This is a genomic window from Hyphomicrobium sulfonivorans (assembly GCF_013306565.1).
GTDB lineage: Bacteria > Pseudomonadota > Alphaproteobacteria > Rhizobiales > Hyphomicrobiaceae > Hyphomicrobium_A > Hyphomicrobium_A sulfonivorans.
Genome location: NZ_PZPO01000002.1, coordinates 551,724 through 573,504, shown reverse-complemented (window position 1 = coordinate 573,504; position 21,781 = coordinate 551,724). Strand labels below are relative to the sequence as shown.

Sequence of the window (21,781 nt, the reverse complement as noted above, 5' to 3'; positions counted from 1 at the left end):
CAGCACGTGATCCTGCTCCTCTCGGGAGGCAAAGCGACGCTGCAGGAACGTGCCGGCGTCGATCTTCTCGGTGGCGTAGCCATATTCGCCGAGCGCGCCGGCGATTTCATCGAACGGAAACATCCGCAGCACGAAGTTGACCATCCACGGCCGGTTGGGCGCATTCACCTCGACGATGTTCTTGAAGGTGTTTTCGCCCACATAGCCGACGCAGCCGGTGGAGATGATGAGGTCGGCGCCGTCGATGACCGAAGCGGCATTGGGCGTCGGAGCAGAGTGCTCAAGGTCGGCGACAACACCGTCATCCAGCAGATTGGCTTCGACCGCATAGCGGATGGCGTTGGGCGATGCGTCCAGCCCGACGACTTCCAGCGCCGGATCCTTCACGATCTCTTCGACGATGGCCTGATCGCGCTCCAGCAGCGCATCCCGGTCGACCCCAGCCACAACGCCCGGCGCGTAGTGCTCATAGAGCTGCGCCATTTCGAGGTCACCTTTGAGGATCGCAGCGTTGATGCCGTAGGAACAGCCGACATCCACGATGCGAACCCGCTCTTTTTCTCGGACGTTACGGTAACTATCGATGACTTGCTGAAAAACCGGCTTGGCAGTCTCTGGAATGATGTAATCGAGGCGGCCGAGCGTAGAATAATATCGCCTTGGGTCAGTTTTATTGTAGATATCACTTAGATCTATTTTTCCATCGCCATCAAAATCAAAGTTATTCTGCTCGTTCATCCCCCGTCCAATCTTGCAACACGATTGACACAATACAGCTCCCCTGCCCGTTGCTATGGCAAAGAGTGCTAATCGGTATTTGATGATGTGGCTCAGTAACTAAAATGAATATTACGCCGAGTCAAATTTTGCTGGCGAAAATTTGCAACGCTGTGAACGCCGTATCGAAATTTGGCGGCTGGCTATCGATCATCTCGGGAGCGGAGCTTGTCCTCGACTGGATGGCCGAAAGCAGAAAAGGCGCCGCCCATTACTGAGCAGCGCCTTTTGAATACATACAGCTTGTTGCGCAGATCGCGGAAAGATCATGCCGCAGTAAGCTTTTTCAAGACTTCGTCCGAAACCTCGAAGTTTGCATAGACGCTTTGCACGTCGTCATCATCTTCAAGCGCGGCAATCATCTTCATGATGCTGGTCGCTTTTTCTTCGTCGAGCTGGGTCGTCAGGCTCGGCTTCCAGACCGACTTCACGCTCGTCGGAGCGCCGAGCACTTCTTCGAGCGTCGCCGCCACCGATCCCAGATTTTCAAATGTGGTGGCGATCACATGCCCGTCGGCATCGGAAACGACGTCATCGGCGCCAGCTTCGATCGCCGCTTCAAGCACCGCATCCGCCGTGCCAGCGCCAGCCGGGAAAGTGATCTCGCCGATATGCGAGAACATGTGCGAGACCGAGCCGGTTGCGCCGAGGTTGCCGCCGTATTTGGTGAATACCGCCCGCACCGCACCGCCAGTGCGGTTGCGATTGTCGGTCAGCGCCTCTGCAATTACGGCAACGCCGCCAGGGCCATAGCCCTCGTAGCGGATCTCTTCGTAGTTATCTGCATCGCCGCCCGCTGCCTTCTTGATGGCGCGCTCGATGTTGTCCTTGGGCATATTTTCCGCCCGCGCGGCCTGCACAGCAAGGCGCAGACGCGGGTTCATGGCCGGGTCGGGGATGCCCATCTTGGCGGCAACGGTGATTTCGCGCCCGAGCTTGGAAAACGTTTTCGCACGGGCCGCGTCGGCGCGGCCCTTCTTGTGCATGATGTTTTTAAATGCTGAATGGCCGGCCATTTTAACTCCCCGCGGGAAGCCGCTCCGCTGGTCAATCGCAGGCAGAACGGCGCGCTATGCTTTAGCTTACGATGCACCCTGCGTGGAAAGCGCCAAAGCACCGTCCACGTCGTGCGCTCCCGTTGGAAACGCCACACCGGCATCAGCGGGGCAACGATGCCGAACGATCGGATCGCGCCCAGACTAATCCAGTGCCGCTTCTCGGGAAGCACGCAGATGATTTCGCGGGTTTTATTGCGCGGGAGCGGCCCGTTCCGCAAGCCCGTGCTTATTCTTCCCAGAAATGCGGGGTAGCTGGAGCCAGATTTGGCCCCATACGCAGGGGCGCGCAGGCACGGGCCAGGCCGGTCTTGTCGTCGATATCGACCGCAAAGCCCGAAACCGCTGCCGGACCCTGCGACGGCTCAAAGCGCTGGCGCGGTATCTTGGTGATGAAGCGGTTGATCGGCTCTTCGATGTCCATACCAAGCACCGAGTTGTAATCACCGCACATTCCGGCATCAGACAGATAAGCGGTACCGCCCGGCAGCACGCGGTTATCGGCGGTAGGCACGTGAGTATGGGTGCCGACGACAACGCTGGCGCGGCCATCGGCAAAATAGCCCATCGCCTGCTTTTCGCTGGTTGCCTCGGCGTGCACGTCGATCAGGATGGCGTCGGCATCACGCTTGAGCCGGCATGCGGTCAGCTCGGCGTCGATGGCGCGGAACGGATCATCCAGCTCCGGCATGAAGATGCGGCCCATCACGTTGATGACCAGAACCTCAGCACCCGACTGGGTGCGGATCAGCGTAGCGCCCCGGCCCGGCGTGCCCTTGGGATAGTTGATTGGCCGGACAAGCTGCGGATAGCGCTCGATGAAAACCAGCGCGTCCTTCTGGTCGAAGGCGTGATTGCCCAGCGTCACAGCGTCGGCACCGGCCTCGATCAACTCAACGAGGATCGATTCGGTGATGCCGAAGCCACCGGCTGCATTCTCGCCATTGATGACGAGGCAGTCGAGGTTGTAGCGGCGGCGCAGGACAGGTATCGCGTCGACAGCAGCTTTGCGGCCGCAGCGGCCAACGATATCGCCGAGAAAGAGAAGGCGCATTCAGGTTCCAGAACAGCGTAGCGGGCCGGAGGGGGTTAAAACCCAGTCGAGCGGTTGGTCATAGTGGAGATGGGGGACCGCGTCGACCTTGAGCTCATCATAAGCAATGCCGACGGCGATAACAGGCTTAACGGCCCGGAGCTGCTCCAGCGAGCGGTCATAGAACCCGCCGCCGTAGCCGAGGCGGTATCCGGCCTCGTCGAACGCCAGCAGCGGCACCAGCACGATATCGGGTTCAAGCTGCGGCTTATCGGGCAGCGGTTCAGCGATTCCCCACTGGACCTTACCCATCTCATCGCCCGGAGCCCAAGCGCGAAACAGCAGTGCCTTACCCTTGCCCTGCATCACCGGCAGGGCCAGCTGATAGCCCTCACCCTGCAGGCGAGCGAGCAGTAGCGCCGGATCTATTTCGTCACGAATGGCAGCGAAGCCCGAGACAATCGCCCCCTCGGTGGGGGACAGAAAGTCCAGACCATGGGCCGCCAGTCGCTCCCCGGCCGTTGGGCCGTGGACAGCGAACGCATCAGCCCTGCGGGCCAGCGCCCGGGTCCGTTCTTCCCGTTTTTCGTCGCTCGTCTGCATTATAAAAATCAAAGTGCCGCGGTGGCCGTCGAAGCGAATGAACCCGCGTTGGTCCCTACGAACGTAGGTGGGCGCCGTGTATCCGAGACCACGGTCTCAGTCAGGGACAGCTCCCATGCGGATCTTATAGGCCCCGGGGAACATATGTGCTTCTAACGCACCCCGCAGCACTGCGAATGTAATGGAGCGGCGCGCGCTTTACCAGCGGCCAGCCCGAAGCCTTCCACCGCTGACAGCGCGTCATCTGGAAGCTGAACCGTGCGGACGCCGGTTGCAGAGCTCAATGCCCCGGTACGCGCGTATCTGTGAGAGATGTGTGGGCCTGAGGAACCGGCGTAGACACGAAAATCGAAGCCTCAGGCCCGACGCATGGCCTTGGCGACATCAGTCAATGCGCCAGCGTTAGGGGCGGTATCAGCGGTCGGCGGCGCGGTGCTCTCGCCCGCAGTTGCGTCCCATAGATCATCGGCAATCATAAGGGCGGTCATCACCAGCAGGCGCTCGGAGCCGACATTGCCATGCTCGGCGATCAGACCATCCATGCGGCTGGTCACGTAAGCGGCGACTTCGGCAAAGCGCGCCTTGTCCTCATCGCCGCACTCGAAGCGATAGCTCCTGCCGTTGACAGCGATTGTGACCGCAGCCATCGCTCCACCTATCCTGCCTGCGCCCTGCGCGTCGATCAGGCGCTGCTTTCCAATACGTTATGCAGCGAGTCCAACGCCCAATCAATTCGGCTGACCGCCTGCTCCCGTGCCTCTTCCAGTGCGGCGAGCTTTGCAGTCGCTTCGGCCAGCTTCGCTTCGGCGTCGGCTAACTTGCCTGCCAGCGTGCTCAACTCAGATTTGAGCTGATCGCGCTCGCCCGTGAGCTGAGCGATCAATTCATCGTGCGCCGGAGCATGACCGTTGGCGGCCTTGGCCACAGCCTTCGTGCCAGCGGCTGCTGACGCTTTCTTTTTCGTGGCCGGTTTTTTGCTGGCCGGCTTGGTTGCCGGTGTCGCCTTTGCCGTCGCCTCCGGCGCTGGCTTCAACGCGCGCTTTACCGGTTTTGCGGCCGATTTTTTTACGGGCGACTTTTCCGCTGACTTCGCAGCTGCCGCCGGCTTCACTGCCGCCGCTTCTGCCTTTTCGGTCGCGGCTGGCTTGGCGCCATTCGTCTTTGCCGCCGCCGGTGCTTTAGTTGTAGCTTTAGCACGAGCTGCGGACGCCTTCCGCTTGACCGCAGGCGCGCCCTGCTCCGCGGATTTCCGCGTGCCCCGCTCAGCCATATGGCATTACCCTCCGAGATGCGCACAAACTAAACAGGCCCTGGAGATCCACGGCTGCCTTCCCGTGCCATGACCTTATGTTCCGCAGCTCGGAGAGGTCAACAAGCCAGCCGCAGAACCAACGCGCACTTAACAGAAATTTCCCGTCTGCCGCAGCAACGCCACGGGCGAGAGTTGTTCATCACTCCTCGGAAAGCCGCATTGACACCTATGCCCTGCGTCCAGTTAATGAGGCCGCTTTTAGGACAGGCGCAGAACGCTTGCTGCGATATGGAACGCCAGGGAGGCGACGCTATGACTGTGAAGGTTGCGATTTCGGGTTTTGGCCGCATTGGGAGAAACGTACTGCGCGCCGCTGCCGAAGCTAAGCGCACCGACCTGCAGTTCGTTGCCATCAACGATCTCGTGCCCACCAAGGACAACGCGCATCTGTTTCAATACGACAGCGTGCACGGCCGATTCCCCGGCGAAGTGAAGGTTGACGGCGACAGCATCGACGTCGGCCTTGGCGCACCGATCAAGGTACTAGCCGAAAAGGACCCCTCCAAGCTGCCGTGGAAAGAGCTTGGCGTTGACATCGTGCTGGAATGCACCGGCATCTTCACCGACAAGGACAAGGCCAAGGTGCATCTGGATGCGGGCGCCAAGCGCGTGCTCGTTTCTGCGCCGTCGAAGGGCGCCGACATCACCGTTGTTTATGGTGTGAACCACGACAAGATCACGTCGGATCATCTGGTGGTGTCGAATGCCTCGTGCACGACGAACTGCCTGGCGCCGGTGGCCAAGGTGCTGAACGATCTGGTCGGCATTGAATCCGGTTACATGACCACGATCCATGCCTACACCAACGATCAGCGCATTCTGGATCAGGCACACAAGGACATGCGCCGCGCCCGTGCCGCTGCCCTGTCGATGATCCCGACGTCAACCGGTGCTGCCGCCGCCGTCGGGCTGGTGCTGCCGGAACTGAAGGGCAAGCTGGACGGCACCGCCATGCGCGTGCCGACGCCGAACGTCTCGGTTGTCGACCTGAAGTTCATCCCCGGCCGTGAAACCACCGCCGAGGAAGTCAACGCGGCGATGAAGCATGCCGCCGAGCAGCAGCTCAAGGGCGTGCTCGACTACGTGACCGACGAACTGGTTTCCATCGACTTCAACCACTCGGCGTTCTCGTCGAACTTCGACGCAACGCAGACGCAGGTGATCGGCGGCCGACTGGTGCGCGTGCTGTCGTGGTACGACAACGAGTGGGGCTTCTCGAACCGCATGCTCGACACCGCCGTCACCATGGGCAAGCTGCTCTGAGATAGACGGTCAGCTTCGGCTGATTGAACAACGTGTTTGCGACGCCGGGCTCTGCTGCAGAGTCCGGCGTCGTTTTTTTTGCGCTGGCGACTCTTCTTTTGCACCGGCGACTCTCCTTCGGAGAGCCGGCCGCCGGTGCATTTTGAGTTGGCGCTGGCGGCCGGCTGCGGAGCGCAGTCGCCAGCGCTGATTAGTGCGCGCTGCCCCAGCGTTGCCTCCGCACCCCCCAACACAGGTCGGTATCCAGGCGTGTCAGCGCCGGAAAACCGCCACCGCCTCGATGTGCGGCGAATAAAGAAACTGATCGATCGGCGTCACGCGCTCCAGCGTGAAGCCGGCATCGATGAGGATGCGGGCATCGCGCGCCAGCGTCGCGGGATTGCAGGAAACCGCAACAACGGTTTTCACGTCCGATTGCGCCAGCGATGCCGCCTGCGTCGCCGCGCCTGCACGGGGCGGATCGAACACAGCAGCGTCATAGCCCTTCAGCTCACGCGCAGACATCGGTTCACGGAACAGGTCACGCACGCGTGTCTCGATTGGCTTCAGCCCGGACGTGCGCTTGGCGGCATTGCTGAGTGCGTCGATAGCGGAACGTTCGCCATCGACCGCCAGCACCGACGCGGTCTGCGCCAGCGGAAATGTGAACGTGCCCATGCCGCAGAACAGATCCGCCACACGCTTCACCTTGCCGACCGCCTGCGTGACAATGCGCACCATCTCGTTTTCTGCAACGGACGACGCCTGCAAAAATGAGCGCGGCGGCAGCACGACATTCGCGGTGCCAAAGCGCACCGCTGGCACCGTTGACTGATAGAGCACATCCCCGGCCAGCGTCAGCCGCGCGATGTTCATCGCCGCTGCGCCCCGCGCCAGTTCCTCACGCACCTGCGGAGAAAGGCTGCCCGGCACATCCTCGACCGCCACATCAAGACCGTTGATCGCCTGCGTGACAGCGATGCGTCCGGCAGCGCGGCGCGACAGGATCGGCATCAGCAGATTGCGCAGCCCTGGGAGCGCGCGCACGATGGTGGACGCCGTGACCGGACATTCCACGAGGTCGACGATCTCGACGCCCTTCTGCTCGTGAAAGCCCATGATGACGCCGCGCGTGGTGCGCCGGGCTGAAAACGTGGCGCGGCGGCGGGCACCAAGACCCACTGTCGCCACGTGCCCCACCGGCGCGCCGATGCCGCGCGCGGCGAAGGCGTTCGCCACCATTTCACGCTTCCACGCGAGATAAGCTGGCGTGCGCAGATGCTGCACGGCGCAGCCGCCGCAATGGGTGAAGTGGCGGCACACCGGCGCGATGCGATCCGGGCTCGGCCGGTTGACGGCAATCAGCCGCGCGCGATCGCCGCGCACATCCGCCTGCACCAGCTCGCCGGGCAGCGCATAGGGCACGAACACCTGCTGCCCCGCCGCCGCATCCGCGACGCCATCACCCTGGGCGCCCAAGCGCGCGATTTGAAGTTCGCAGACGTCAGCCATCATTCAGTGCACCAATCAGAAATTCAATATTGCCCGAGCCGCCGGTTATCGGTGAAACCTCTTCACCAACAACACGCCAGCCCGGCTGTGCTGCAACCCACGCCACCACCGACCGCAACGCATCCAACCGCGCCGCTTCATCGCGCACGATGCCGCCTTTGCCAATGCGGTCAGGGCCAACTTCAAACTGCGGCTTGACGAGCGCCACCAGAAACGCACCCGGTTCAGCAAGCTGTAACGGCGCACCCAAGGCCTTGCTCAGCGATATGAAGCTGAGATCGGTGACGATTGCGCCCACCGGCTGCGGCACCAGCTCACGCGTGAGTTTGCGGGCATCAACGCCTTCAAGCGAAACCACCCGGCTATCAGCCAGCAGGCTGGCATGGAGTTGCCCATGCCCCACATCAGCGGCGTAAACCTTGCTGGCGCCGCGTTCAAGCAGCACCTGCGTGAAGCCGCCTGTGGACGCGCCGACATCGAGCGCGACGCGCCCCGCAGGATCAAACCCGAACGCATCCAGCCCGGCGCTGAGTTTCTGCCCGCCGCGCGAGACCGCACGGGCGGCATCGGCATCATCTAGAACGAGCTTCGTTTCTGGCCTGATCTCAGCCGCTGCTTTCGTGCAGACCACCTCACCGACACGGACCAGCCCGGAGCGAATCAGATCCCGCGCGCGCGAACGCGTTGGCGCCAGGCCACGCTCCACCAGGGCAAGATCCAAACGCATTCGCATCATCCCGCTTTTTGAACTATCGTGCGGCCGTTCCATTTGAGCTAAATTCGCGGAACGGCTCTAGCCTTGTTCGATTGCGCTTTCCGGTGGGGAGCAACACCGCACCGTTGCGTAGGCACTGCGGCGCCATCGAGCACCGACAAACCATCAGGGGGAGACTTACATGCGCAGCGCATTGGCCGCCACTCTCTTGGTGTTGGGTCTCGCCGCCTGTGGCGACAACAGCACCTCAACCACACCAGCACCGACCGCCCACGAGGAAGTGCATCAGGAAGGCACCCCACTGGAGGAGGCAAGCGCACGCACGCCTTCGCCCGCCGGCGCCCGCGTATTCCTGATCGAGCCCGCCAACGGCGCGACGGTGAAAAGCCCGGTGACCGTCAAGTTCGGCATTGAGGGCATGGACGTTGCCCCTGCCGGCTCTGAGACGCCCAACAGCGGCCACCACCACCTGCTGATCGACGCCGACCTGCAGGATTACGACGCGCCGATCCCTTCCGACGACCAGCACCGCCATTTCGGCAAGGCGCAGACGGAAGCCACCATCGAGCTCGCGCCCGGCCAGCACACGTTGCGCAGCGTTCTGGGTGACAAGAACCACATTCCGCACGATCCGCCAGTACAGTCGGATGTGATCACGATCACCGTCGAGGAATAATCGGACGGCTGCATATTAAAAAAAGCCGGTCATCGCATAGGGCGATGACCGGCTTTTTTGTTATCTGCGTTTGCGGTGAAGGGCGCCTGTTGCTGCCCCTCGCGACGCGGCCGATCAGGCCCGGCTGGCCGAGTTCGTCAGCACATCGCGCCCCAGAACACCCAGCACTGTCGTGACGATGCCGGACGCATTGAGGCCCGCATCCTCATACATCTGATCGGGCTTGCCGTGATCTATGAAGGTATCGGGCAGCACCAAAGTGCGCACCTTCAAGCCGCGATCAAGCAGACCGCTGTCGGACAGGAAGCGGAGCACGTGGCTGCCGAAGCCGCCAACAGAGCCTTCCTCAACCGTGACCAGAACCTCATGATTCTGGGCCAGCCTGCGGATCAGATCCTCGTCCAGAGGCTTGGCGAAGCGCGCATCGGCGACGGTTGTCGAAAGGCCGAACGCAGCGAGTTGATCCGCAGCCTTCAGGCACTCGTGCAGCCGGGTGCCGAGCGACAGCAGCGCAACCGTCGTGCCTTCACGCACGACGCGGCCCTTGCCGATTTCCAGCGGCACGCCCTCTTCCGGCAGCGGCACACCGAAGCCTTCGCCGCGCGGATAACGGAACGCGGACGGACGGTCGTCGATGGCGGCAGCGGTCGCCACCATGTGCATCAGTTCCGCCTCATCAGCAGCCGCCATCACCACCATGCCCGGCAGGCACGCGAGATAAGCGACGTCGAACGAGCCTGCGTGCGTTGCGCCATCAGCGCCGACGAGGCCCGCGCGGTCGATTGCAAAGCGCACCGGCAGGTTCTGGATTGCAACGTCATGCACGACCTGATCGTAGGCTCGCTGCAGGAAGGTGGAATAGATGGCCGTGAACGGCTTCAGACCTTCAGTCGCAAGACCGGCCGCGAACGTGACCGCGTGCTGCTCGGCAATGCCGACGTCGAACGTGCGATCCGGGAAAGCCTTGCCGAACACATCAAGGCCGGTGCCATCGGGCATCGCGGCGGTGATGGCGACGATGCGGCTGTCCTTCCTCGCTTCGGCCACAAGGCTGTCGGCGAACACGCGCGTGAACGTCGGCGCCTTGGGCTTCGCAACGACCTGCGCGCCGGTGACGACATTGAACTTGGAGACGCCGTGATACTTGTCGTCCGAGGCTTCGGCAGGTGCGTAGCCCTTGCCCTTCTTGGTCACGACGTGAACGAGAATTGGCCCCTGCCGCGCGTCGCGCACGTTCTTCAGCACCGGCAGCAGATGGTCGAAGTTGTGGCCGTCGATCGGCCCGACATAATAGAAGCCGAGCTCTTCGAACCAGGCACCGCCCTGCCAAAGGTTACGCGTGTACTCTTCCATGCGCGCCGCGCGACGCTCCCAGCTCTTGGGCAACTGCCGCGCAAGCTGCTTGGCGATGTCGCGCAGATAGAGATAGGTGCCGCTGGAGCTGATACGCGCCAGATAGGAACTGAGCGCGCCCGTTGGTGGCGCAATCGACATGTCGTTGTCGTTCAGCACCACGATCAGGCGTTCATCGCGCGCGCCGGCGTTGTTCATCGCCTCATAGGCCATGCCCGCGCTCATCGCGCCGTCGCCGATCACGCACACGACATTGTTGTCGCGAGCTTCAAGGTCGCGCGCCACCGCCATGCCGAGACCAGCGGAGATCGAGGTCGATGAATGCGCCGCGCCAAAGGGATCGTATTCGCTCTCCACACGGCGCGTGAATCCCGACAGACCGCCGGGCTGGCGCAGCGTACGGATGCGATCGCGTCGACCCGTAAGGATCTTGTGCGGGTAAGTCTGATGGCCAACGTCCCAGACCAGACGATCATCCGGAGTGTTGAACACCCAGTGCAGCGCCACCGTCAGTTCGACGACGCCGAGCCCGGCGCCAAGATGGCCGCCGGTTACAGAAACGGCGTTGATCGTTTCCTGGCGCAATTCGTCTGCCAGCTGGGGCAGTTCCGATGCGTCTAGCTTTCTCAGGTCCGCAGGCGCGATTATGCGATCGAGAAGCGGCGTCTTGGGCACACTGTCCACCGAGTCATCCCGTTCCATGGTAAAAGTCAGTTATGTCACACTACTCCACCGTCGCAAGGGAGCAATGGACGCGGTGGCATATAATGAGCGAATTACGGATAAACAAAAAAAGCGCGGCTCCCTAGGGAGCCGCGCTTGATCACACAGCCACAGCCGGAAATCAACGGCGGTGGGCGCAGGCGCGATACTTGCGCAGGCTGACGCGCTTGTACTTGGCGCACTTGTTAGCCTTGAGGCGCTTTGCCTTGTAGTGCTTCACGTGTGCGGCGCGATCACGCTTGAAGTGAGCGTCAGCCGAAGTGGTGGTGGCGACGCCAGCGAAAGAAACGGTGCCGAGCGCGATGGCTACTGCCAGAAGAGCTTTCATTGTTCTTTTTCCCCTATTGGAAGATAAGGCCCAAAGTGCCCGACATTGCGCACGAAAATGCGCAGTGGCATCGGAGCCGCGCGCACCCTAGTGGCGGTCGCCGCAGCCGACTAGGGGGTAAAAAGTGGCCAAATGCGGCGCGAACACGGGGTTCACGCCCTAAACCTCCAACCTGCAAAGGAAATCCGATTTCCGGCAAAGGTTTAGCATGACCAAAGGCCGCACTTCTGCATGAACAGCCGTTCATTTTCGAGCAGGTTTCTGCGCGAAAATCGGTCAGGGGTCCAGCGGCTCGGCGCCCTTGGGAGCGCCGTCGGCGCCAAATGTCAGTTTTTCGACCTTCGCTTCGGCCTGACGCAGCAACCGATCGCAATGCTGCTTCAGCGCTTCGCCGCGCTCGTAGATCGCAATAGATTCCTCAAGCTCGACGTCGCCCCGCTCCAGCCGCGTGACAATCGTTTCAAGCTCTTTCAGCGCGCGCTCAAAGCTCATTGCACTGACATCCGCGATCGGGGATTGCGCCCCGGCCTGCGTTTGAGAAGTGACCTGCTCCATCCTAATTCCCAGGTTATGCGGCGATCGCGTCAAGCGCCGGCATTCATCAGCGCTTTGACATGCACGGCAACCGACCGTGCCAGCGCATTGAGATCATAACCGCCTTCAAGCATCGATACGATGCGGCCGCCACTGTGTTTACGCGCCATATCGGTGAGCTGCTCCGTCACCCAGAGAAAATCGGCTTCAACCAGCCGCACGTTCCCCAGCGGATCTGCTTGGTGGGCATCGAAACCGGCCGATATGATGATGATGTCCGGACCGAAGTTATGCAGTGCGGGCAGGATGCGCGATTCTACCGCCTCGCGGAACCGTTCGCCGCTGTCGCCAGCCCGCAGCGGGGCGTTGTGGATATTGCCGACGCCGGTTTCATTCGCCGCGCCACTGCCCGGAAACAGCGGCATCTCGTGGGTTGACGCATAGAACAAATCCTTGTCGGACCAGAAAATGTTCTGTGTGCCGTTGCCGTGGTGAACGTCGAAATCGACCACCGCAACCCGTTCCGCGCCGTGTTTGGCGCGCGCATAAAGCCCCGCGATCGCGGCGTTGGAAAACAGGCAGAAGCCCATCGCCTTGTCGGCTTCGGCGTGGTGTCCGGGCGGGCGCACCTGACAGAACGCGTTGGCCGCCCGCTTTTCTATGACAGCGTCAACAGCGGCAAGCCCCGCCCCCACGGCCCGCAGCGCCGCCTCCCACGACTGCGGAGACACAAGCGTGTCGCCATCGGCATGCATCGGGATGCCGCGTTCACGGGCACGCTCGAAAATTGACCGGATCAGTTCCAGATGCGTTGCGGGATGGGCAAGCCGGATCTGCTCCTCAACATCCTCGCGCAGCGGCGCTTCCTCGCGCACCAGCGCCGAAAAAATATCGTGCGACAGCACTTTGTCGATTGCGCGCATCCGGTCTGGACGTTCCGGATGCACCTCGCCCGTATCGTGCTGCAGAAAAACCGGATGTGTAAAAAGTGCTGTTGCCATCGCTTGTCGCGCTTTTTGCTGATCGTGGGTGCCGAAGGGTGCCGTTACGTCAGAAGAACAGCCATGTTAGCCTGATCTGTGCGCGCACTTAAAGGGTGCAGACGATGATCGCTTAACTGGCACGGACCTGTGAACGCGACAGCAGCCAGCGCAGCCCGCGAACGGGCATCGTAATCACCGCCCAGAACTGCAGCCACAGCGATACGATGACGGCCGGAACGCCCACAACAGGCGTAAACACCAGCAGACCCGCAAAAAATCGCGCAATCTGCGCAGCGCGGAAACCGAAAGCACCCCGATAATCCGCCCGCTGCTCAGGCCGCCAGATACGATCGAACCAGCTTCGGGTGACAGACCAGCCGATCACCCCCGCCGCCAGCGAAGCCAGATAGAGATATTGCACCCAGGCCGGAACAAACGGAACAATGCGCATGTCGAGTTCGCTCTGGCGCGCCTCGTCGCGGGCGTGGATATCAACGCCGGTGGCGACGAGACTACCCGTGACGTTGGAAATAGTGCTGGTCCAGAAGCCGCCGACGAAATCCGTAATCGGTTCAGCCACGCCACCTTCAGGCATCGCCCGCAGCGCCACCCGGCCATAGCCGTCGCGTTCGGCGCTGATCCGGAAGGTGCCATGCTGCGTACCCAGCGCATCGATGAAATCGCCCAGCGTCGCGCGTTTCAACGCATCGTCCAGCCCGCCGACAGAAATCTTTTGCCAAAGCCAGTTTCGACCGCCCGGCTGATGTGGAACGCCTGCGCGCACGATGACGAGATTGACATCGGCATCGGTCGCGGCGCGCTTCAGATCAGCCAGCCGCAGGCTTTGCTCTGCACCGCTGGCGGGCCGGAAATAAAGCAGATTGTTCTCAACCCGGCCGGTGACGAGCACCGTTTGCCCGCGCACAGATCCGAGCGCACCGGAGAGGGATGCCGGATCGATCGCGTCGACCAGCGCGCTTTTCGTACCAGTCTCAAGACGTGGGTAAGATGAAAGCGTAGCCGGGCCGCCGGGCTCCAGCGCCAGTGTGCGCACGGCCGAGCGCGAGAGCGGGCGCTCAAGCTGGGCCACGGCCTCGGAGAACAGCGCGCGGTCAGCCAGATCTACGGACACATGCGGGCGCAATTCAGCGACGAGCGCGTTGCCACCGGCTGCCGTTTTAACGTCCTTCAGCGGATAGCTTTCATGGCGCGTAACAAGATGCAGTTTCGAACCCGATGGCAGATCCTTGAGCGCGGCCCGGTTGGCGAAAACGGTGTCTTCGCTGAGGTAGATGTTGAGCGGCGCACTACCGCGAGCTTGCGGCAACAGCGTTGGCACGGCGCGGGCAAGCTCGTCCGACGTTCCAGCGGTGAACACCTCGCCATCGCGATTGACGAACTTCCAGTGCCCCTCGGGCGTGGCGTGTGCTGCCAATGCACCGGCCCGCGCTTCAATCGGAAGCGTGCGGATGTGCGCGCCGGCGCGTTCCAGATCGGCGATGCCCAGCCGCGCCGCCTTTCCGCCCGCTTCGCCAGCCTCGCCCGCCGCGCGCGTCAGACGCGACAGCCAGCCGGCCTGCGCCTCAGACATCGGCAAACTTGCAAACAGCGGCAAGCTGGCAACCAGCGCTGCGGCCAGCCAGAGCGACATCAGCCAAAGTCGGGCATTCGTCATTGAGTTCGTTTCGCCCCCACCATCATCCGCAAATCGGCCGCCACCCAGCAGCCAGCGCTCAGGAAATCCATTCATTCACGCTTTTGCGAGGCAAGTTTACACACCCTTTGGACAGAATTCAGCCCGAGGGGCTATGAGAGGGCCTGAAGGAGACCTCACGCCCGATGCCAGCGCCCACCCCCGCCACCGACCAGGCCATTGCCGATGCCGCAGCCCATCTGCGCGGCGGGCGCCTGGTCGCGTTCCCGACCGAAACCGTCTATGGGCTTGGCGCCGACGCCACCAACAGCGAAGCTGTGGCGCAGATCTTCGCCGCCAAGGGCCGACCGCGCTTCAATCCGCTGATCGTGCATGTGCATGATGCTGCGCAAGCCGCCGAATATGTCAGCTTCACACCGCTCGCCCATCGCCTTGCCGACGCCTTCTGGCCCGGACCACTCACTCTTGTGCTGGATCAGCGCGGCCCCTCCTCGCTTTCCGATCTGGTGACCGGCGGACTGACAAGCGTTGCGGTGCGCGCACCGGATCATCCGATCGCGCGAGCGCTGCTGGCCGCCACCGCGCGGCCATTGGCAGCGCCGTCGGCCAACCGCTCGGGCCGCATCAGCCCGACGCAGGCCGCACACGTCGCGGCCGATTTTCCCGGCGACGAGCCCGCAATGATTCTGGATGGCGGACCAACGGCGCACGGACTTGAATCGACCATCGTCGATGCGCGCGGCGACCTGCCAATATTGCTGCGTCCCGGTGCGGTGCCCGTTGAAACCATTGCAGCGGCGCTCGGCGTCAGCGTGCTGCGGACCGAAGCCGACGCGCAGCGCCCCAATGCACCCGGCCAGCTCACCAGCCATTATGCGCCGCGCGCCGCCGTGCGCCTGAACGCCACCGACGTGCAACCGGGCGAAGCGCTGCTCGCATTCGGGCCGGATGTGCCCGCTGGCGTCGACGACATGATCAACCTGAGCCCGAGCGGAAACCTCACCGAAGCGGCGGTCAATCTGTTCGCGGCGTTGCGGATGCTGGATGCCGGTGGCGCGCGCACCATCGCGGTGATGCCTGTGCCTGAAACCGGCTTGGGTGAAGCCATCAACGACCGCTTGCAGCGGGCGGCTGCGCCCCGCCCTGCTGACAGTACATTGGGTTGAGGACACGAGCCGCTTTTCAAGTTGCAGCGGCGATTGTTTTTCATCGCAGCTTCACAACATCAGCGGACAAGCCGTGTATGAATGTCCAATGCCCGCAACAGCCTTTAACACACTGAGGGTGTGCAGACGTGTCCGCTAGCCAAGACGACACCGCAACGATTTCAGCCGCGCAGGCCGATGCGCTAGCGCGCATGGTCGATGTCGTCGGGCCGGAACATGCGCTTGCCGATCCCTCAGCGCAGACTGCCTATCTGCATGAGCTGCGTGGGCTTTACACCGGTGCTGCGGCCCTGGTGCTGCGGCCCAGATCGACGGCAGAAGTTTCCGCACTGCTCAGCCTTGCCAACGGCGCTGGCATCGGCGTCGTGCCGCAAGGTGGCAACACCGGTTTGGTCGGCGGACAAATTCCCAAACGCCTTGGCGGTGATGATCGCCCGCAGGTGGTGATGTCCCTGTCGCGCCTCAACCGCGTGCGCAGCGTCGATGCCGATGGCGGGACGATGATCGTCGAAGCGGGCGTGACGTTGGCCCAAGCGCAAACCGCAGCCGACAACGTCGGCCGCCTGTTTCCGCTCAGCCTAGCGTCCGAGGATAGCTGCCAGATCGGCGGCGTGCTGGCGACTAACGCAGGCGGCGTGGGCGTGCTCGCATATGGCAATGCACGGGCGCTGGCGCTTGGGCTGGAAGTTGTCACGGCGGACGGCCGCGTGTGGGAAGGACTGCGCACGCTGAAGAAAGACAACACCGGCTATGATCTGCGCGACCTGTTCATCGGATCGGAAGGCACGCTCGGCGTCATCACCGCAGCGGCGCTGAAGCTTTTCCCACGGCCGGCGGAAACCGCCGTCGCATTCGCAGCGCTGCCGGATCTGCAATCGGTTAGCGCGCTGTTCAGCCTCGCCGAAGCGCGCGCCCATTCCGGCCTCACCGCATTCGAATTCATTAGCGCGTTCACGCTCGATCTGGTGACGCGGCACGTGCCGGGCAACAGCATGCCAATGAAATCAGCTGCGCCGTGGTATGTTCTGATCGAACTTTCCAGCCATGAAGCAGGCAACCATGCAAACGATTGCATGGAGCGGCTGTTGAGCGAAGCAATCGCGCGCGGCATCGTGCGTGATGCAACGGTCGCGACATCGCTGGCGCAACAAAAAGCGCTGTGGCGTCTGCGTGAAAGTGCTTCCGAAGCCCAGCGCGGCGAAGGCGGCAGCATCAAGCATGATGTTTCCGTGCCTGTGGCGCGCATCGCGGAATTTGTAGCGAAGGCGAATGCAACAGTGGAGCGCATCTGCCCCGGTGCGCGGCCGGTGGTGTTCGGCCACTTCGGCGACGGCAACGTGCACTACAACGTCACCCAACCGGCCGCGATGGATAAACAGACGTTTCTCGAACTGTGGAGCACGATGACGGGCGCGGTGCACGGCGTCATCGCATCGCTCGACGGCTCCATCTCAGCCGAGCACGGCATCGGACAGATGAAGCGCGACGACCTGCGTCGTTTCAAAGGTCCGCTGGAAATCGAGCTGATGCAGCGGATCAAGGATGCGCTCGATCCGAACGGCATCCTCAATCCGGGCAAGGTGCTTTAAAGCGTGATTGTTTTTTCGCACCGGCGACTCCCCTGGAGGAGCCGGCCGTGGTTGTTTGTTGCGCTCGGCGACTGTGCTCCGCACAGCCGGCCGCCGAGCGTGTAATGGCTTGTGCAGAACCGGCCCTCCTCCGCACATCGCGCGGACGGGAGCGGTCTCAGTCCTCGTACCACTGGCGGCGCCACCACGCCGACAGGCGCGGCCAATGCAATAGCGGATGCGTGACGCGGCGCCAGCTCGCCCGGATCCAGTCGTCGGTGCCGTACAGCCAGCGTCGGAAACTGCCGCGCCGCTTGCGATCCTCCAGCAGAAGCTGCGTCAGCGCATCGACATGCCCGGCGAGCGTTTCAAGGCCGGCCTGAACGCGCATTCCACCTTCATGCAGAGCACTGATGCGGCCGTTTATGAGCTGGATCTCGGTGCTGCCCTCGTCGTGCCAGGTATCGAGGGCGCTCGCGATGGTCTTCTGCGATGTGCCGATATTGACGAGCGCATCGTGTACTTCGCGCAGCTCGAAATTATAGGCGGCCTGCGCTTCTGACAGCCGAACGCCGTTGGCTTCGATCCTGCGTTCCAGATCGCCGAAGCGGCCCTTGAATCCGGATGTCAGCTCGGCGCGGTGATGCGTCAGGCCATCGACGACGCGCTCAAGATTGGTGGCAAAATCGACGCGATACTGGTTGAGCCCGTTGGTGAGGCTGCCGCGATGCTGATCGAGGCCGGATGCAAGCGCTGCGCGCTGATGCTCAAGACTGGCGGCGATCTCGGCCTGGCGTCGTTCGACCGCCGTCGCCAGATCAGCCCGCAGTCGCTCGAACGTTTCGGCGAGTTGCTTAACCTCCGCATTCAGCGCAACGCGCCCCTGCTCGCTGTTCTGCGAGGCCAGACGCACTGCACTGCGCACGCCTGTGATCTCATCGGCCAGCGCGGTGATGCCGCTGCTGCGCTCAGCGCTTTCGGTTGCCAGTGCCTGCTCGATGGAAGCAAGCCGCGCCGCCACACGGTCAATCAGCGTTGCATCCAGCGGACTGCGTGCGCCGCTGGTTTCCGACGAAATTTCCGTCAGCGATTTCAGACCGACTTCGATACCATCGAGACGCGATGCAAACGCTGCAAAACGCGGCGCCAGACTCGTATCGAAAGCACGTACCGCAGAAACCGCCGAGGTCGCATTCGCTCCGCTAGCAACCGCGCTTTCAATCGCGGTCAGTCGTTCTGCAAGCTGTTCTGCCAGCTGAACAAAATGACCGCGGCCGGCAGCGACATCGCTCAGCTTGGCGGTGATGACATTCTCAATCGCGCTGAGGCGTGCGGCCAGATCGGCATCCAGCGGGCGCTCAGCTTCGCGCTTGCCTTGCGCCGCGATCGCGGTTTCCAAGTCAGCCAGTCGGTTGGCCAGCGGCGAAAGATCGGTTGGCGGCGGCAGTGGCTGACGCACGATCACCGTTTCCAGCGAACCGATGCGCTCAACAAGGCTACGCTCCAGCTCACCCACGCGATCCAGCAATCCCTTCAGAAGGGCGGGATCGATCTGCGGCTGCACGACAACTTTTTCGACCGGCGGGGGTGGCGGCTGTGGCGCAGGCTGTGGTTGGGGTTGCGATAGCGTCAGCGGCGGAACGGTGCCGCGAAGCTCGCGCGTGCGCGGTACATAGCGGACCACAAGCTCGCTGCCGGGAAGGTCGGCGCCAATATCGGCCAGCACCAGCACAATATCATCCACGCTGGCGGCGCGGCCGAAATGGGAGGCGCGAGCGGCCGCAAGGCGCAGCACATCCTCAAGCTCCGGAGCCCGGCGCGGGGCATCGTCAGCGGCAAGGGTTGGCGGATCGCCCGCCACGGTGATTGCGCTTTCGCGGCGCAGGGCGGCAACACGAATGCCGCGCTGTTCCAGAATGTCGGCGGCATCCTCAACGCGCGTCATTGCCAGCAGCAGGTGGGATATGCTCACCTCAGCAGCGCGATAGCCCTCGGCGACGTCATAGGCGTGGTTCGCGCAGGCGAGCAGCGTTTCGTCAACCCAGATCGGGCCCGAACGCGCCGTTGAGAGGCGATGGCCCCCGGCTGCGTGCTGCCCCGTATCCCTGCGGCTGGATGCAGCGCCTTCGACCGAAGCGGTGCTCCAACGGGTTGTTCTCAGATCGAGATCTGGCCCCCGGTAATCCATTCGCGCGAACTCCTCACACTTAAGCGCTTGGTAAGCATACCGCCGATCTGGCGCGGGGGCGAGGGCACTGAGGGCACACTCCGGAACGCGATGCGCCCGAAATATGGTTAAATAACATAATGATTACCGTCGCTTATGGTTAAAGAAGCCGCCCCGGCGCAACAATCGGTTCCTGCACCTGCGGACCTTCATTCGCCGGATTGTTCAATTTGCGGCTGACGTCGATAATTTCGAGATCGCGACGGGGTTCAGGGCTGAGTAGCGGCTGAATTTCCGTGGTTGTACCGGATCGGCAGTTGAGCCAGAGCTCAAAATGCTCGGGCGGAATGATTACCGGCATCCGGTTATGCAGCGCTGCCACCGGGCCTTTGGCGGGCACGGTAAGGACGGCCATGGTTTCGATCTCGCTGCCGTCAGCGCCCAGCCATTCCTCGTAGATTGCGGCCAGAGCAATCGGACCTGTGGCGCGGTGCGGACGGATCAGGTGGGGCTGCTTGTCGCCGACGGCGCCGGTCCATTCGTAATAGCCATCGGCCGGCACCAGACAGCGCTTATGCCGGAGGCCAGCGCGAAACGAAGGCTTTGCCGCCGCGCTTTCGGCCCGCGCATTGATGAGCGGCTTGAATTCGCGCGGGTCTTTCACCCACGACGGCAGCAGCCCCCACTGCACCAGCGCCATCTCTCGTTCGCCTTTGAAATTATAGCGAACAATCGCAACCGGCTGCGACGGCGCAATATTGTAGCGCGGCGGGAAGATCGCATCGTTGTGATAGCCGAACATGGCGCGGACGGCTTCGGGCGGCGATGTAAGAGAATATCGAGAACACATGGCGCTAAGGTAGTCGCTGGCCAGCCTAAGGAGAAGCGCCATGCCCCGCGATGCCCATGATGAAGCCTGCCCGATCCTGCACGACACCGCGAACCGCACCGGCCCCTGGCCGCGCGCTGCTGCCAGCGCTGTGCTGTTCCGTGGCGAATCGGTGCTGCTGGTCGAACGCGGCAGCGATCCAGATGCGGGCCACTGGAGCCTGCCCGGCGGAACCATCGAAGCTGGCGAAACCGCGGAGGAAGCAGCCCGCCGCGAGGCCCATGAGGAAACAGGGCTGTACGGCCACATGGAAGGGCTGGCCGGCGTCTATGACGTCATCGATCGCGACGACAACGGCAACGTGGTGCTGCATTATGTGATCGCCTGCTATTTCGGCTCGGCGGTCGACGGCCAGCCTCGGCCAGCCAGCGACGTCCGTCAGGCAGAGTTTGTTGCCTTGGATAAGCTGCGGGATCTGCGCTTGACGAACGGCACGCGCTGCGTGATCGAAAAGGCGTGGCAGCTGCTGGCCGCCGATGTGGCGCAGGCAGTCGCCAAGGCCAGTGAGCGTGAATAGGTTGGCGCACGCCACGAAACATCCAGAATCGGTGCTAGGATTACATCCGTGATAGAGCGCACGATGACATACGCACGGACAAACGCGGGAGCGCGCAGGCATGCGCTGCGCCGATTGGGCGTTGGCCTTGTGCTGATAACAGCGCTGGCACTTCCTGCCGCCGCCGCTCCCGACAGCAAACCCTATGATGAGCGCCTGTTCCGTTTATCGGAGATTCTCGGCGCCATTCACTATCTGCGTGAACTATGCGGCGCCGAGGAAGGCCAGCAGTGGCGCGACCGGATGTCGGAGCTGTTGCAATCAGAAGGCACATCCGCGCTGCGCAAAGCACGCCTGACGCGCAGCTTCAATAAAGGTTATCAAAGCTACAGTCGCACTTATAACACCTGCAGCCCTTCGGCTCAGAGTGCGATCAACCGTTTCATCACCGAAGGCGCAACGATTGCCGATACGCTGGTGCGCTCAGTTCCCTAAGCGGTGCAGTGCGTTGATGCCTTTGTGCCACGATGCGCGCACGTTTCTCACCGATGCCAATTTACTGTGAACGCGGCCCACACTTTCCGTCGCCGCTGTGCATGATATTGCACCTGCATCGGTTTCCGCTGTCTGCGGTTGCCGACGGTTAGTCAGTTAGACCTGTGGCCCTCACGGGGGTGTGGCCTGCGGGTGTTTAAAAGTCTCAAGGGGGAACGATGGAGCTCTTCGACAAGCTCGACTCGGACGACTCGACCCATCGCGCACTGTCACTCATTCTTGAAGCATGGGACGAAGGCACCGAAAGTGGTGTGCCGAATGAGCAGATGGCCTACGCGGCGCTGTTCACCGCCTTGACGGATCTCGTCGCGCAGTTCGGCGAGGACGCGGTCGTCAAGCTGGCCAACGGGCTTGAGCGCCGTATTCGTATCGGTGAATTCACGCTGCACGCCACGCGGCAGTAATAGGCAGCATCCAACCAAGCACTGCAATTTCTGGCG

Annotated in this window: 23 protein-coding genes and 1 other RNA gene; 9 read left to right on the top strand and 15 right to left on the bottom strand. The window is 62.5% G+C overall.

What is annotated here, in order from left to right; genetic code table 11:
- The first annotated feature begins 842 nt into the window (after positions 1-842).
- Entirely contained in the window at positions 843-995 is a 153-nt protein-coding gene (locus tag C6Y62_RS07755) for a hypothetical protein (protein WP_173953430.1), read from the top strand.
- A gap of 48 nt (positions 996-1,043) precedes the next feature.
- Here the strand turns inward: C6Y62_RS07755 and C6Y62_RS07750 are convergent, their stop codons facing one another.
- The 6 genes from C6Y62_RS07750 to C6Y62_RS07725 form a co-directional block, all read right to left on the bottom strand.
- Positions 1,044-1,793 (bottom strand): YebC/PmpR family DNA-binding transcriptional regulator, encoded by a 750-nt coding sequence (locus C6Y62_RS07750; RefSeq protein ID WP_068461384.1) that lies wholly within the window; start codon positions 1,791-1,793, stop codon positions 1,044-1,046.
- 268 nt (positions 1,794-2,061) lie between these two features.
- Positions 2,062-2,886, bottom strand: coding sequence for a TIGR00282 family metallophosphoesterase (locus tag C6Y62_RS07745; protein WP_068461382.1), 825 nt, complete (start codon positions 2,884-2,886; stop codon positions 2,062-2,064).
- The gene (locus C6Y62_RS07740) at positions 2,887-3,468 is read right to left on the bottom strand and encodes a 5-formyltetrahydrofolate cyclo-ligase (RefSeq protein WP_068461380.1); all 582 of its coding nucleotides are present in this window, start codon (positions 3,466-3,468) and stop codon (positions 2,887-2,889) included. It lies immediately after the preceding gene.
- Positions 3,469-3,477: 9 nt separating this feature from the next.
- Positions 3,478-3,642, bottom strand: a non-coding RNA gene (ssrS, locus tag C6Y62_RS07735) — 6S RNA.
- A 182-nt stretch (positions 3,643-3,824) separates the two neighbouring features.
- Positions 3,825-4,115, bottom strand: a complete 291-nt coding sequence (locus C6Y62_RS07730; protein ID WP_173953429.1) for a cell division protein ZapA — start codon at positions 4,113-4,115, stop codon at positions 3,825-3,827.
- Positions 4,116-4,150: 35 nt separating this feature from the next.
- A complete protein-coding gene (locus C6Y62_RS07725) occupies positions 4,151-4,393 on the bottom strand; it encodes a hypothetical protein (protein WP_173953428.1) in 243 nt (80 codons plus the stop codon).
- Here C6Y62_RS07725 and C6Y62_RS07720 point away from each other — a divergent pair.
- Entirely contained in the window at positions 4,377-4,811 is a 435-nt protein-coding gene (locus C6Y62_RS07720; RefSeq protein WP_173953427.1) for a hypothetical protein, read from the top strand. The genes C6Y62_RS07725 and C6Y62_RS07720 overlap by 17 nt on opposite strands.
- Positions 4,812-5,032: 221 nt before the next feature.
- A complete protein-coding gene (gene gap, locus C6Y62_RS07715; RefSeq protein WP_068461447.1) occupies positions 5,033-6,043 on the top strand; it encodes a type I glyceraldehyde-3-phosphate dehydrogenase in 1,011 nt (336 codons plus the stop codon).
- A 252-nt stretch (positions 6,044-6,295) separates the two neighbouring features.
- Here gap and C6Y62_RS07710 read toward each other — a convergent pair whose 3' ends face one another.
- Positions 6,296-7,537, bottom strand: coding sequence for a class I SAM-dependent RNA methyltransferase (locus C6Y62_RS07710; protein ID WP_246274460.1), 1,242 nt, complete (start codon positions 7,535-7,537; stop codon positions 6,296-6,298).
- Positions 7,527-8,267 (bottom strand): TlyA family RNA methyltransferase, encoded by a 741-nt coding sequence (locus C6Y62_RS07705; protein ID WP_210258013.1) that lies wholly within the window; start codon positions 8,265-8,267, stop codon positions 7,527-7,529. The genes C6Y62_RS07710 and C6Y62_RS07705 overlap by 11 nt, the downstream gene beginning before the upstream one ends.
- A 163-nt stretch (positions 8,268-8,430) precedes the next feature.
- Here C6Y62_RS07705 and C6Y62_RS07700 point away from each other — a divergent pair, with 163 nt between their 5' ends.
- Positions 8,431-8,925, top strand: a complete 495-nt coding sequence (locus C6Y62_RS07700) for a DUF4399 domain-containing protein (RefSeq protein ID WP_173953425.1) — start codon at positions 8,431-8,433, stop codon at positions 8,923-8,925.
- Positions 8,926-9,039: 114 nt separating this feature from the next.
- On the opposite strand, the gene dxs is transcribed toward C6Y62_RS07700, so the two are convergent.
- The 5 genes from dxs to C6Y62_RS07675 form a co-directional block, all read right to left on the bottom strand.
- Complete coding sequence (gene dxs, locus C6Y62_RS07695; protein WP_420844150.1) at positions 9,040-10,953, bottom strand: 1-deoxy-D-xylulose-5-phosphate synthase; 1,914 nt, start codon at positions 10,951-10,953, stop codon at positions 9,040-9,042.
- Positions 10,954-11,122: 169 nt separating this feature from the next.
- A complete protein-coding gene (locus C6Y62_RS07690; protein ID WP_068464430.1) occupies positions 11,123-11,329 on the bottom strand; it encodes a hypothetical protein in 207 nt (68 codons plus the stop codon).
- Positions 11,330-11,605: 276 nt separating this feature from the next.
- On the bottom strand, positions 11,606-11,884 hold the full coding sequence (locus C6Y62_RS07685; protein ID WP_068464427.1) for an exodeoxyribonuclease VII small subunit: 279 nt from the start codon (positions 11,882-11,884) through the stop codon (positions 11,606-11,608).
- Between the two features lie 29 nt (positions 11,885-11,913).
- Entirely contained in the window at positions 11,914-12,864 is a 951-nt protein-coding gene (locus tag C6Y62_RS07680) for a histone deacetylase family protein (protein WP_173953423.1), read from the bottom strand.
- Positions 12,865-12,976: 112 nt separating this feature from the next.
- Positions 12,977-14,596, bottom strand: coding sequence for a hypothetical protein (locus C6Y62_RS07675; RefSeq protein ID WP_173953422.1), 1,620 nt, complete (start codon positions 14,594-14,596; stop codon positions 12,977-12,979).
- A gap of 89 nt (positions 14,597-14,685) precedes the next feature.
- Between C6Y62_RS07675 and C6Y62_RS07670 the strand changes: the two genes are divergently transcribed.
- Both C6Y62_RS07670 and C6Y62_RS07665 read left to right on the top strand, forming a co-directional pair.
- Positions 14,686-15,666, top strand: a complete 981-nt coding sequence (locus C6Y62_RS07670; protein WP_173953421.1) for an L-threonylcarbamoyladenylate synthase — start codon at positions 14,686-14,688, stop codon at positions 15,664-15,666.
- Positions 15,667-15,794: 128 nt separating this feature from the next.
- Positions 15,795-17,255: an FAD-binding oxidoreductase gene (locus C6Y62_RS07665; protein ID WP_338074338.1), complete on the top strand. Its 1,461-nt coding sequence runs from the start codon at positions 15,795-15,797 to the stop codon at positions 17,253-17,255.
- 157 nt (positions 17,256-17,412) lie between these two features.
- Here the strand turns inward: C6Y62_RS07665 and C6Y62_RS07660 are convergent, their stop codons facing one another.
- Positions 17,413-19,422, bottom strand: coding sequence for a Clp protease N-terminal domain-containing protein (locus tag C6Y62_RS07660; protein ID WP_173953420.1), 2,010 nt, complete (start codon positions 19,420-19,422; stop codon positions 17,413-17,415).
- A gap of 139 nt (positions 19,423-19,561) precedes the next feature.
- Positions 19,562-20,293 (bottom strand): SOS response-associated peptidase, encoded by a 732-nt coding sequence (locus C6Y62_RS07655; RefSeq protein WP_246274459.1) that lies wholly within the window; start codon positions 20,291-20,293, stop codon positions 19,562-19,564.
- Between C6Y62_RS07655 and C6Y62_RS07650 the strand changes: the two genes are divergently transcribed.
- The 3 genes from C6Y62_RS07650 (at position 20,292) to C6Y62_RS07640 (ending at position 21,745) form a co-directional block, all read left to right on the top strand.
- Complete coding sequence (locus C6Y62_RS07650; RefSeq protein WP_173953419.1) at positions 20,292-20,807, top strand: NUDIX hydrolase; 516 nt, start codon at positions 20,292-20,294, stop codon at positions 20,805-20,807. The two genes, C6Y62_RS07655 and C6Y62_RS07650, sit on opposite strands and share 2 nt — an antisense overlap.
- Before the next feature lie 63 nt (positions 20,808-20,870).
- On the top strand, positions 20,871-21,281 hold the full coding sequence (locus tag C6Y62_RS07645; protein WP_068464415.1) for a TIGR02301 family protein: 411 nt from the start codon (positions 20,871-20,873) through the stop codon (positions 21,279-21,281).
- A 218-nt stretch (positions 21,282-21,499) separates the two neighbouring features.
- The gene (locus C6Y62_RS07640) at positions 21,500-21,745 is read left to right on the top strand and encodes a hypothetical protein (protein ID WP_068464412.1); all 246 of its coding nucleotides are present in this window, start codon (positions 21,500-21,502) and stop codon (positions 21,743-21,745) included.
- Positions 21,746-21,781 lie beyond the last annotated feature (36 nt).